Origin of the sequence: Polaribacter sp. (assembly GCF_051251875.1) — a bacterium.
GTDB lineage: Bacteria > Bacteroidota > Bacteroidia > Flavobacteriales > Flavobacteriaceae > Polaribacter.
The window spans coordinates 47,337-60,311 of record NZ_JBPOGL010000027.1 but is presented as its reverse complement, the minus strand read 5'-3'; the positions used below and the strand labels follow the sequence as shown (position 1 = coordinate 60,311).

Genomic DNA, 12,975 nt, shown 5'->3' with positions numbered 1-12,975 from the left:
GAAAAGTGGTTCTCTGAGATACCGCCCAAAAGCGGCATAAGCGATTCACACACTTTTCAAAAAATGAAAAGTGGTTCTCTGAGATACCGCCCAAAAGCGGCATAAGCGATTCACACACTTTTCAAAAAATGAAAAGTGGTTCTCTGAGATACCGCCCAAAAGCGGCATAAGCGATTCACACACTTTTCAAAAAATGAAAAGTGGTTCTCTGAGATACCGCCCAAAAGCGGCATAAGCGATTCACACACTTTTCAAAAAATGAAAAGTGGTTCTCTGAGATACCGCCCAAAAGCGGCATAAGCGATTCACACACTTTTCAAAAAAATGAAAAGTGGTTCTCTGAGATACCGCCCATAAGCGACATAAGCGATTCACGCACTTTTCAAAAAAATGAAAAGTGGTTCTCTGCTTACATATTTCGTCTATATTGTCCGCCAACTTTAAACAAGGCTTCTGTAATTTGACCTAAAGAACAAACTTTGGTTGCTTCCATCAGTTTGTCAAATAAATTTTCATTCTGAATTGCCGCTTCCTGTAAAATTGCAATTTGCGCTTCTACTTTCTTCGGATTTGCTTTGTTCAAAAGTTCTTTTGTCTGAATTTGAAATTGCTTCTCTTCTTCTGTTGCCCTAATTACTTCCGCAGGCTGAACCGTTGGAGATCCTTTGGAACTTAAAAAAGTATTTACCCCAATAATTGGAAATTTTCCGTTGTGCTTCAAGGTTTCATAATACAAACTCTCTTCCTGAATTTTAGAACGCTGATACATGGTTTCCATCGCTCCTAAAACACCACCTCGCTCTGTAATTCTATCAAATTCTTCTAAAACCGCAGCTTCTACCAAATCAGTTAATTCTTCAATAATAAAAGCACCCTGAATTGGGTTTTCATTCTTAGTTAATCCTAATTCTTTATTGATAATTAATTGAATTGCCATGGCTCTTCTTACCGATTCTTCCGTAGGTGTTGTAATGGCTTCATCATAGGCATTTGTATGTAAAGAATTACAATTATCATTAATGGCATACAAAGCTTGAAGTGTAGTTCTTATATCATTAAAATCAATTTCTTGTGCGTGTAAAGAGCGCCCAGAAGTTTGAATATGGTATTTTAACATTTGTGCTCTTGGGTTTGCGCCGTATTTATTTTTCATGGCTTTTGCCCAAATTTTACGAGCAACTCTACCAATTACAGAATATTCTGGATCAATTCCGTTTGAAAAGAAAAACGATAAATTTGGACCAAATTTATTGATGTCCATTCCACGGCTTAAATAATACTCCACATAAGTAAATCCGTTAGATAAGGTTAAGGCCAATTGCGTAATTGGGTTTGCACCAGCCTCTGCAATATGATACCCAGAAATAGACACAGAATAAAAATTCCTAACTTGTTCTTTAATAAAATATTCTTGTACATCACCCATTAATCTTAACGCAAATTCCGTAGAAAAAATACAGGTATTTTGCGCTTGATCTTCTTTTAAAATATCTGCTTGTACCGTTCCTCTAACTTGTGCTAAGGTGTTCTTTTTTATTTGTTGATAAACATCTTTAGGTAAAACTAAATCTCCCGTTAATCCTAAAAGCATCAATCCTAAACCATCATTCCCTTCGGGTAAATTTCCTTGATATTTTGGTCTTTCTAATCCTTTAGAATCATAAACGTCTATAAACTTTGCTTCAACTTGTTGCGCTAGTCCATTTTCTTTGATATATTTCTCACAATTCTGATCTATAGCTGCATTCATAAAAAAACCTAGCAACATAGGTGCGGGTCCATTTATGGTCATTGAAACTGAAGTCATAGCATGACTTAAATCGAAACCAGCATAGAGTTTTTTAGCATCATCTAAACAACAAATAGAAACACCAGCATTTCCTATTTTCCCATAAATATCTGGTCTGTGTCCAGGATCATTTCCATACAAAGTAACAGAATCAAAAGCCGTAGAAAGGCGTTTTGCATCCATTCCTAAACTTACATAATGAAATCTACGATTTGTTCTTTCTGGTCCGCCTTCACCAGCAAACATTCTTGTTGGGTCTTCTCCTATTCTTTTAAACGGATATAAACCAGCCGTAAATGGAAATTCTCCAGGAACATTTTCTTGTAAATTCCAACGCAATAAATCTCCCCAAGCTTGGTATTTGGGCAATGCCACTTTTGGAATTTGAGAATGTGAAAGCGATTCTGAATGGGTTTCTATATGTATTTCTTTATCACGAACTTTAAAGGTATAAATTGGGTTTTTATATTTCTGAACCTTCTCTTGCCAGTTTAAAATAACTTCCCAATTGTATGGATTAAGGTTTAATTTTACTTTTTCGAATTGAGCCAAAAGTAATTTTAAGAAAAATAGTTGAGATTCCTCTTCAGTTGTCCCTTCTTTTGTTGGAATAACATTTGTTTTGTCATTCTGAACAACGCTAAGGATCTCATCATTATCAAGTCCAAATTTTGTTAAATAAGATTGCTTCGTTTTACTCGGAATGACAGACAAGATTGTTTGATAAATTCCGTATAATTTTTGAGCAACCACAACTTGGTCATCTACTTTTTTATCATAAGCTCTAATATTTTCTGAAATTTCTGATAAATACCGAACTCTAGCAGGCGGAATTACAAAGATCTTTTCAGACATTTTTTTTGTAATTTCCATCTTCGTTTTTAAATCTACGCCAGCTTTTTCTACCAATTTGTCCATAATACTTGTATACAAAGTATTCATTCCGGGGTCATTAAATTGAGAAGCAATGGTACCATAAACAGGCAAATCATCTTGATGCACATCCCATAGATTATTGTTGCGCATGTATTGTTTTTTTACATCTCTAATAGCATCTAAAGCACCTCTTTTATCAAATTTATTTATAGCCACCAAATCTGCATAATCTAGCATATCAATTTTCTCTAACTGTGTTGCAGCGCCAAATTCTGGAGTCATTACATACAAAGAAACATCTGAATGCTCTATAATTTCTGTGTCTGACTGGCCAATTCCCGAAGTTTCTAAAATAATTAAATCAAACTCGGCTGCTTTTAAAACTTGCACAGCTTCGTTTACATATTTAGACAAAGCTAAGTTAGATTGACGAGTAGCTAAAGAACGCATATAAACACGAGAATTATTGATAGAATTCATTCTAATTCTATCTCCTAAAAGTGCGCCACCTGTTTTTCTTTTTGATGGATCTACAGAAATAATACCTACGGTTTTTTCTGGAAAATCAATTAAAAAACGACGAACCAATTCATCCACTAAAGAAGATTTTCCGGCGCCACCGGTTCCTGTAATTCCTAAAACGGGCGTTTTAGAATCTTTATTTTTTATATGAATTTTGTCTAAAGCAACTTTTGCAACTTCAGGAAAATTTTCTGCTGCAGAAATTACTCTTGCAATTTCTCCGGCTACTTTATTTGGTAAATTTTCAATAGCAACATTTAGTTGATCTCCAATAGCAAAATCAGAAGTTTTCACTAAATCATTAATCATTCCTTGTAAACCAAGAGAACGCCCATCATCTGGAGCATAAATTCTTGTAATTCCGTACGCCATTAATTCCTTAATTTCTTCAGGAAGTATTACGCCACCGCCACCACCAAATATCTTGATATGTCCTGCTCCTTTTTCTTGCAATAAATCATACATGTATTTAAAATACTCATTGTGCCCGCCTTGATAAGAAGTCATCGCAATAGCATTTACATCTTCCTGAATAGCACAATTTACTACTTCTTCTACAGATCTATCATGACCTAAATGTATGACTTCAACCCCTGTAGATTGAATAATTCTACGCATAATATTTATCGCTGCATCATGCCCATCAAAAAGTGAAGCGGCGGTTACAATGCGTACTTTATGAGTGGGTTTATAAGGTGTAATTTGTTTCATTCGTAATAAATGTTTGATTTTAAGCTTGCAATTTACGGAATTAATAAAAAATATTAATTTACTTTAACAAACTATTAGTTTTTAAGATTTCAGGATTGATACCGTTTACATATTCTTTAATAACGTGTAATTCTTCTGCATAAGAAAAACCTTCAAATCCATTGATGTTCTCTACATTAACTTTAGAATTATAAAACTTTAAGTATAAAGAAGAAAGCGGTACATAAGACCAATGCCATTTTTCTTCATTATACCCCGTTCTTCCTTGTTCTTTAGAGGTATACACTTGATAAAAACCAAATGTATGAGCATTTTTTAACAGCCATTGATACTCTTTTAAACCTTTACCAGTTTTAAAATAAGCATTATTAAGATTGTTAATATCAATATCAGTTCCCCAATGATGCCTAGAAGTAGACGGCATTGAACTAAACTCTAGAATCTTTTTTGCTCTTTCTAAAGGAGCAATGTTTTTATATTTTTCATTCCATTTATAATTCCAAATGCGTTTTTGATGTGCAAAGTTTCGAGTTCCTGATATAATTTGAAATGAAACGCCTGCTGCTTTTGCTGCACTGTTCATTTTTAAAAACGCCGCCAATACTTCTTTTCGAACATATATTTTTTTTGATGCGTTTTCTTGTGGAACCAGCACAAAGTCTAGATTTTTGGTATAATCAAATTTTCCTAAAACGTAGTTCTCATTCAGATATTTAGGAAATAGCAAAACAGTGTCCTTTTTCTTCAAAACTTCACTTGTTTTTATGGCTATTTTTACTGCTTTTTCTTTCTTTGAACAATTAAAAAATCCTAAGAAAAAAACAACAATCACTAATTTTATAAGTACTTTAGAAAAGCCCAAAATTTTCTTTTTTTAATGTATTTAAAATTTTTTTCATGCTGATATGCCTCTCGTTCGAAACTCAAATTTTTATACGCAAGATATCCATTTTTATATTTTAAAACCTTAAAAAACCATTCCAATCCATAAAAAAGATAGAAGAAAATTAATAGCAATTCTGCCTGTTGTTTTAAGTGAATTTTTTCATGATTTACCAGGACATCATCATTTTTTAAATCTTTGTATTTCAAAAAAATAAAAGGAAACAAGGTCATGCCTAAAAACCCTTTTGGAACGAAATATTTAGCAATTAATATCATTATTTAAAAGTAAACAATTATCAACTAAAAATGAATACATTTATAGAAACATCTTAGAAGATGGCATTTGAAATACAATTTCTTCAAGGAATTTAAGGCTATTTACCTGTAATAAAATTGTCTATTTCAACTATAAATAATGCTTCAAAAAACAAAAAATAGTACGTACAGATGAAAAAAAACAGGGTTGATTAGCATGAAATTTATAGGAATGTATTTGGCATACTTTTTGATACTATTAAAAGAGAATCTAAGCCTTTAGAATCAACCCTTTTTAAGAATGGAAACAACGGAATTTAAAGAAGCAGTTGGCTAACAAATAAAGAAGTCAAATTTGCAAATTAAAAAGCTAAAAAAGACTTGCTAGTTACATGACCAAATTTAGGATTTGATGCGCTTAAAAATTCAATAACTTAAAAACTATCCTCATGAAAAAAATATTTTTATTCTTGTTTGCTACAGCAATTTTAGCATCCTGTAATTCGATAAAAGTTGCCACAGATTATGACACCAAAGTAGATTTTAATCAATATAAAACCTTTGCTTTTTATAAAACAGGCATAGACAAAGCTGAAATTTCTGATTTGGATAAAAAACGAATTTTACGCGCTATTGAATCAGAATTACTAGCGCAAGGTCTCACAAAATCTAATAATCCAGATATGTTGGTAAGCATTTTTACCAAATCTAGACAAAAAGTAAACGTACAGCAGCAGAATAATTTTGGTTATGGCTACGGTTTTGGTTGGGGTTGGAACCCTTGGATGATGGGCGGCATGAATAATGTAAACGTTTCTCAATACACAGAAGGCACCTTATTTATCGATTTTATAGACAAAGAAAAAAAAGAGCTAGTGTGGCAAGGAATTGGAACTGGTGCTTTAAAAATACAAAACAGAGAAAAAAAAGAAGCTAGAATTAAAGAGTTTGTAAAAGAAATTATTTCTAGATTTCCTCCAGGAGCTAATAAATAAAAAAACGTACATAAAGTAAAAAAACACTATTAAGAATCAGTTCTTGTTAGTGTTTTTTTTTATAGGTACTATTGAAAAATTAAGACCATAATCCTCAGATTACTAATCTATAAACAGTAAAAAATTACTCTTTTTCTGCCATTTTCTTCACGTAATCCGTAATAATTACAATTTGAGTTGGTCCAACTTTACCTTCAATATACTTTGCATTTTCATGATCTAAAGAAATTCTACGTACCGCAGTTCCTTGTTTTGCAACCATGCTAGAGCCTTTTACTTTTAAATCTTTTATTAACACAACAGAATCTCCAGCCTCTAAAATTGCACCATTTGCATCTCTGTGAATAATTTTTTCACTATCATCTAAATGATCTCCAGATTCTTTAGCAAAACGTAAATCATCATCTTCTAAATACATCATGTCTAACAAATCTTGTGGCCAGCCTTCTGCTCTTAAACGAGATAACATTCTCCAGGCAACTACTTTTACAGCTCTGTGCTCACTCCACATAGAATCATTTAAACAACGCCAATGATTAGCATCTGTTTGGTCTGCATCTTCAATTTGAGTTATGCACGTTTCGCAAGCTAATAAACTTCCATCAACTCCACCTCCACCGGTTAAACTCGGTTTTACTTCATAAATTGATAAATTAGTTGTTGATGCGCATAATTCGCATTTTTTACCACTTCTTTTTTCTAAATCTTGTTCTAAACTCATAATTTATTTTTAATTCTGCAAAAGTACATCTTTAAAATAAAACTCATTATTTTTAAGGCATGAAATTAGAAAGCAAAAGACTAATAATTAGAGATATTAAGATAAGTGATGCTTCATTTTATTTTAAACTCTTTAATGATCCTGATTGGATACGTTTTATTTCGGATAAAAATTTAAAATCTGTTGATGAAACTGCTAGGTATTTAGAAAAGATGCAAATTGAAAATGCAAAACTTGGTGGTTTGGGTTTTTTTACCGTTATTTTAAAAGAAACAAATGAGGCTATTGGTGTTTCTACAGCTTTACACCGAGAGAAATTAGAATTTGTAGATATTGGTTACGGATTTTTACCAAAAGGAAGAAATAAAGGATATGCTGCGGAAGCCACAAAACTAATTATTGAATATGTTCGCAAGAAGTTTAAGCAAAAAAAAGTATTCGCTTTTACAAACCCTAAAAATGAAAATTCTCAAAAACTACTAAGAAAATTAGATTTTAAGTTTGTTGGTTATCAAGTTATTTTTGACAATGAAGAAGATGCTGTTTTTGAGTATGCGTTTTAATATTCTCTTTATTAGAAGCTATTCCCTGCTTTCACTACTCGCTTTTTACATCCCTAAAAAGGGAATAAAAAAGAGCTCAAACAATTAATTTATTTCAAGTGACGTAAACTTAAAAGAAGTTCCATCAAACAACCCTTTGTCAGACAATTTTAAAGCAGGAATTACCAACAAAGCCATAAAAGACAAACTCATATAAGGCGCGCGTAATGTACTGCCCATTTGTTTTGCCATTTCATCTAATTCTGCATAGGCTTTACCAATTACCTCTGCGGGTTTATCAGACATAATTCCGGCAACTGGTAAAGAAACTATTTTTTCTTTAGCTGCATTTACAGCACAAACTCCTCCGCTATTTTCTATAATTAAATTTACGGCTTTGCAAATTGCTTCATCAGAAACTCCAACCGCAATAATATTATGAGAATCGTGTCCAACAGAACTGGCAATTGCACCTTCTTTTAATCCAAAGTTTTTGATAAACGCAATTGCTGGTGCATCATTTTTATAACGATTTACAACCGTCATTTTTAAAACATCTGTTGTTGTATTTGAAACTAAATTTCCATCTACAATTAAAGAGTCTGCTTCTATTTGATTGGTTACCAATTCGCCCTCTAAAGCTTCAATAACTCTAATTTTATCTGAGGATGATTCAAATTTAAAATCTGAAACTTCTTTTTTATCGGTATTAAAATTATTCAACACTTCAAAAGGAACAGATTTTACAAAAGATTTGCCGTTTTTAGCAACCAATTCACCATTAATATACGTTTCTAGTACTTTAAATTTCTTTAAATCTTTCACTAAAATAAAATCGGCATCATCTCCTTTTTGTAGCAAACCAACATCTAAATTATAATGTTTTACAGGATTTACGCAAGCAGCTTGCAAAACTTTAAACACATCAATTCCTTTAGCAACCGCGCGTTCACACAATTGATTAATATGACCTAACAACAAATCATCTGGGTGTTTATCATCGGAACAAAACATCATATTCTGGAAATGTTCTGGCAATAAATTAATTAAAGCTTCAAAATTTTTGGCAGCAGAACCTTCACGGATAATTACTTTCATACCTTTTTGAAGTTTCTCTAAAGCTTCATCATAAGAAAAACACTCATGATCTGTAGAAATTCCGGCAGCAATATACTTTGTAGCATCATCTCCCCTTACACCTGGCGCATGACCATCAATAGGTTTATTATTGATTTTGGCATGTTCAATTTTCTTTAAAACCTCTGCATCATCAAACAAAACTCCTGGATAATTCATCATTTCTGCTAGATATTTAATATCCGGATTTTCCATCATCAATTTAATATCATCTGCATTAATAATTGCACCTGCGCTTTCAAAAGAGGTTGCTGGCACACAACTTGGCGCTCCAAAATTGAATTTTAACGGTACTTTTTTTCCGTTTTCAATCATAAACTCAACTCCTTTTACACCTAAAACATTGGCAATTTCATGCGGATCGGAAATAGTTGCAACGGTACCATGTTTTACAGCTATTTTTGCAAACTCAGAAGGTACCAACATAGAACTTTCTATATGAATATGAGCATCTATAAAACCAGGTAAAATATAATTCTCTTGGTTGTGATTTGCTTCACGTACAGCTACTATTTTTCCGTTTACAACCTCAACTTCACCCTTAAAAATTCGTTTATTTTGTATCTCTACTATGTTTCCTTGTACAATCATTTGATTTCTATTTCTACAACAAATTTACAAAGAAAATAGTGTGAAATTGTACATATTGTAAAGTTTACCTTACTTTTAGATATTCACATTTTAAAAACTTACTCTTATGAATAAAAACGTACTTCTACTACTGATGCTTTCATTTTCGATGAATTTAAGTTCTCAAGAGAACACCGACAAACCAGAAAAATGGGACGTGAACAATCCTCATAAAGACTGGAAATACAACTCTTTTAAATTAAACACAACTGAAGGAACTTGGATGAACCTAGATGTAAGTCCGGATGGAAAAACCATTGTTTTTGATTTGCTAGGAGACATTTACAAAATGCCTATTTCTGGTGGAAAAGCAACTATTTTACGAGCTGGTATGGCGTATGAAGTACAACCTAAATTTAGTCCGAATGGAAAATATATTTCATTTACTAGTGATGCTGAAGGTGGTAATAATATTTGGGTAATGACTACAGATGGGGAAAATGCAAAATCTATTACTCAAGAAAAATTTAGGTTACTTAACAATGCTGTTTGGACGCCTGATGGAAAATCTTTAGTTGCTAGAAAACACTACACATCTGAACGCTCTGTTGGCGCAGGAGAAATGTGGCAATACCCACTTTCTGGTGCTGCGGGTTTAAAATTAACTTCAAGAAAAAATGATCAACAAGATGTAAATGACCCCTCAATTTCACCAGATGGAAAATATTTATACTATGCAGAAGACATGTACCCCGGTGGCTTTTTTCAATATAACAAAGACCCAAACAAACAGATTTATGTAATTAACCAATACAATTTTGAAACAGGGAAAACAGAACAAATTACTGGTGGTCCGGGAGGAGCAGCAAGACCTGTAATTTCTAAAGATGGTAAATTATTAGCATTTATAAAACGTGTTAGAACAAAAACAGCTTTATATATTCATGATTTAGAAACCGGAAAAGAATGGCCAATTTATCAAAACTTAAATAAGGACCAAAGTGAAGCTTGGGCAGTCTTTGGAGTGTATCCACATTTTTCTTGGTTGCCAAATAACAAAGACATTATTATTTGGTCTCAGGGAAAAATTAACAAAATAAACATTGATTCAAAAGAAATAGAAAACATTCCTTTTCAAGTAAATGAAGAAATTAAATTAGCAAAAACACATCGTGTTAAAAGAACTGTCTTTAAAGAAGAATTTACTGCAAAAATGATTAAAGATGTACAAACTTCTCCAGATGAAAAGACCATTATTTTTACTTCATTAGGACATATTTACAAAAAAGAAATGCCAAACGGAATTCCGACAAGAATTACAAACTTAAAAGATTTTGAAGCGGAACCTCGTTTTTCTGTTGATGGAAAATCTGTATTGTTTGTTACCTGGAATGATGAACAATTAGGCGCTATTTATACTGTAAATTTAGATGGAACTTCTTTAGAAAAATTAACCAAAGAAAAAGGAATTTACAGAACGCCAGCATACAACAACGCAGGTACTCAAATTACCTACAGAAAAGAATCTGGAAACGGAGATCAAGGTTATGATTATACTAAAAAAACAGGAATCTACGTATCAAATATTGATGGAAGTAACGCTAAAAGAGTTTCTAAAACAGGAGAATTTCCGATATTTTCTTCAGATGATAAAAGAATTTTCTTTCAAACAGGCGGTTCCTTTTTTGGAGGTCTTACTAAAAATTTAACAAGTGTTAACTTAAATGGTAAAGAAGAAAGAAGTCATTTTTCTTCAAAATTAGCCAATAGATTAGTACCCAGTAAAGACAATAAATGGATTGCTTTTATTCACTTGCACAAACTGTACGTTGCACCTTTTATAATGAACGGAAGTGAAATAAATCTAGACCAAAATACAAAATCTCTAAAAGTAGAAAGTTTGTCTAAAAATGCAGGCATCAATTTGCATTGGTCTGCAAATAACAACAAAGTTTTTTGGACTCTAGGTGATGAATATTTTTCGAAATCTATCGTAAATAACACTACAGATCCTTTCTCTAAAACAAATTTAGTTGCTAATGAATCAACTGGAATAAAAATTAATTTAAAAGAAAAATACGACATCCCAAACGGTAGAATTGCTTTTAAAAATGCAAGAATTATTACCATGAGCGAAAATGAAATTATTGAAAACGGGACCATTATTATCAACAAAAATAAAATAGAAAAAGTAGGAAAAACCAGTGCTACAAACATTCCTTCGGATGCTAAAGTATTTGATATGGAAGGCAAAACTATTATGCCAGGAATTGTTGATGTACATGCTCATGTAGGTGCTTTTAGAAACGGTTTAAGCACCCAAAAACATTGGCAATTTTATGCAAATTTAGCTTTTGGCGTAACAACCTCTCATGATCCTTCTGTAAACACAGCAGCCGCTTTTACACTAGAAGAAATGCAAAGAAGCGGACAATTAGTAGGACCAAGAATGTTTTCTACAGGTTTTATTTTATATGGTGCAGAAGGAGATTTTAAAGCAGTGGTAAATAACTTAGAAGATGCACGTTTTGCCGTTTCTAGAACCAAAGCTTTTGGCGCAAAATCTATTAAAAGCTACAACCAACCCAGAAGAGAACAGCGTCAGCAAATTATGCAAGCAGCCAAAGAATTGGGCGTAAATGTAGTTCCAGAAGGTGGTTCTAACTTTTATGCAAATATGAGTATGATTTTTGATGGTCATACAGGAATTGAACACAACATTCCTGTAAACCCTGTTTATAAAGATGTTCTTTCTCTTTGGAAAAATAGTAAAACAGGCTACACACCTACTCTAATTGTAAATTATGGAGGCATGAGCGGTGAATTTGAATGGTATCAAAAAATGAATGTTTGGGAAAATAAAACCTTGTTAAAATATACGCCAAGATATGTTGTTGATACAAGATCGAGACATAGAATGAAGGTTCCTGAAGAAGAATATATAAACGGACATGTTTTATCGTCTAAAACCGTAACAGCTTTGGCAAATGAAGGTGTAAAAGTAAACTTAGGTGCTCACGGACAATTACAAGGTTTAGGCGCGCATTGGGAATTATGGATGCTACAACAAGGCGGATTGTCTAATCATGAAACCTTAAAAGCTGCTACTATTAATGGCGCTGAATACCTGGGTATTGCCGATGAATTAGGTTCTTTAAAGAAAGGGAAATTAGCAGATTTAATTATTTTAGACAAAAATCCTATAGAAGATATTAAAAACTCAAACTCTGTAATTTATACCATGGTAAATGGGCGTTTATATGATGTAAACACCATGAATGAAGTTTGAAACTATGACACAAAAAGAAGTAAATTCTATTTTGAAATGGATGGTTATAATCAAGGTGTTCCGTTACAAATGAAATCTAACAGCTTTACAATTCCTACATGTAGTTGTCATTAATAAAATTTATTCCTTTGGATATATAATTGTATCCAAAGGAATATCAAATGTATTGACATCTTGTATTACTTGAATAGGACTGAAAAAATTTAAACCTATTAGTTGTACATCTTTTCTACAATTGGATAAAAAACGATCGTAATATCCTTTTCCGTACCCAACTCTGTAGTTTTTTTCATCAGAAATTAAAAGTGGCACAAAAATAAGATCTAATTCTTTTTCATCCACTTGTGCTGCATTTACAGGTTCTGGAACACCAAATTTATTCAGCTCTAAAAGGGTATTTTCCTCCAGATAAAAATGAGAAAGTGTGTTGTCTTTAAAATTACATCTACTCACTACAATTCTCTTTTTTTTACTTCTAAAATAATCGATTAACGGTTTTGTATCTATCTCTTTAAATTTTCTCATAGAAAGAAATAAATGCACATTTTTAACTTTAGAAAGGTCTAAACTAAAAATTTGTTTGTAAATATTCTCTTGAAATTTCTGGATTTGAATTTCAGTTAAATTATTGCGTTTTTGTTTGTAAATATTTCTAAGTTCTTGCTTTTTCATTTAAAACAAAT

At 32.3% G+C, this 12,975-nt stretch carries 8 protein-coding genes; 3 read left to right on the top strand and 5 right to left on the bottom strand.

Going from position 1 to position 12,975, the window contains the following annotated elements; genetic code table 11:
• Positions 1–409: 409 nt before the first annotated feature.
• Together ACSHW5_RS12335 and ACSHW5_RS12330 are read right to left on the bottom strand one after the other, a co-directional pair.
• Positions 410–3,898, bottom strand: coding sequence for a methylmalonyl-CoA mutase family protein (locus tag ACSHW5_RS12335; protein ID WP_435676445.1), 3,489 nt, complete (start codon positions 3,896–3,898; stop codon positions 410–412).
• Between the two features lie 58 nt (positions 3,899–3,956).
• Entirely contained in the window at positions 3,957–4,760 is an 804-nt protein-coding gene (locus ACSHW5_RS12330) for a M15 family metallopeptidase (protein ID WP_435676444.1), read from the bottom strand.
• 727 nt (positions 4,761–5,487) lie between these two features.
• Between ACSHW5_RS12330 and ACSHW5_RS12325 the strand changes: the two genes are divergently transcribed.
• Entirely contained in the window at positions 5,488–6,033 is a 546-nt protein-coding gene (locus ACSHW5_RS12325) for a DUF4136 domain-containing protein (RefSeq protein WP_435676443.1), read from the top strand.
• A 124-nt stretch (positions 6,034–6,157) separates the two neighbouring features.
• Here the strand turns inward: ACSHW5_RS12325 and ACSHW5_RS12320 are convergent, their stop codons facing one another.
• A complete protein-coding gene (locus ACSHW5_RS12320; RefSeq protein WP_435676442.1) occupies positions 6,158–6,754 on the bottom strand; it encodes a PhnA domain-containing protein in 597 nt (198 codons plus the stop codon).
• Between the two features lie 59 nt (positions 6,755–6,813).
• Here ACSHW5_RS12320 and ACSHW5_RS12315 point away from each other — a divergent pair, with 59 nt between their 5' ends.
• Entirely contained in the window at positions 6,814–7,317 is a 504-nt protein-coding gene (locus tag ACSHW5_RS12315) for a GNAT family N-acetyltransferase (protein ID WP_435676441.1), read from the top strand.
• Positions 7,318–7,401: 84 nt separating this feature from the next.
• On the opposite strand, the gene ade is transcribed toward ACSHW5_RS12315, so the two are convergent.
• Positions 7,402–9,024 (bottom strand): adenine deaminase, encoded by a 1,623-nt coding sequence (ade, locus tag ACSHW5_RS12310; protein WP_435676440.1) that lies wholly within the window; start codon positions 9,022–9,024, stop codon positions 7,402–7,404.
• A gap of 106 nt (positions 9,025–9,130) precedes the next feature.
• Between ade and ACSHW5_RS12305 the strand changes: the two genes are divergently transcribed.
• On the top strand, positions 9,131–12,292 hold the full coding sequence (locus ACSHW5_RS12305) for an amidohydrolase family protein (protein WP_435676439.1): 3,162 nt from the start codon (positions 9,131–9,133) through the stop codon (positions 12,290–12,292).
• Between the two features lie 120 nt (positions 12,293–12,412).
• Here ACSHW5_RS12305 and ACSHW5_RS12300 read toward each other — a convergent pair whose 3' ends face one another.
• A complete protein-coding gene (locus tag ACSHW5_RS12300; protein WP_435676438.1) occupies positions 12,413–12,964 on the bottom strand; it encodes a 5-formyltetrahydrofolate cyclo-ligase in 552 nt (183 codons plus the stop codon).
• Between the last annotated feature and the right edge of the window lie 11 nt (positions 12,965–12,975).

Excerpts from the sequence above, each read along its gene's own strand:
- ACSHW5_RS12335 (WP_435676445.1), bottom strand. The coding sequence starts at position 3,898 with ATGAAACAAATTACACCTTATAAACCCACTCATAAAGTACGCATTGTA.
- ACSHW5_RS12325 (WP_435676443.1), top strand. The coding sequence starts at position 5,488 with ATGAAAAAAATATTTTTATTCTTGTTTGCTACAGCAATTTTAGCATCC.
- ACSHW5_RS12320 (WP_435676442.1), bottom strand. The coding sequence starts at position 6,754 with ATGAGTTTAGAACAAGATTTAGAAAAAAGAAGTGGTAAAAAATGCGAA.
- ACSHW5_RS12315 (WP_435676441.1), top strand. The coding sequence starts at position 6,814 with ATGAAATTAGAAAGCAAAAGACTAATAATTAGAGATATTAAGATAAGT.
- ade (WP_435676440.1), bottom strand. The coding sequence starts at position 9,024 with ATGATTGTACAAGGAAACATAGTAGAGATACAAAATAAACGAATTTTT.
- ACSHW5_RS12305 (WP_435676439.1), top strand. The coding sequence starts at position 9,131 with ATGAATAAAAACGTACTTCTACTACTGATGCTTTCATTTTCGATGAAT.
- ACSHW5_RS12300 (WP_435676438.1), bottom strand. The coding sequence starts at position 12,964 with ATGAAAAAGCAAGAACTTAGAAATATTTACAAACAAAAACGCAATAAT.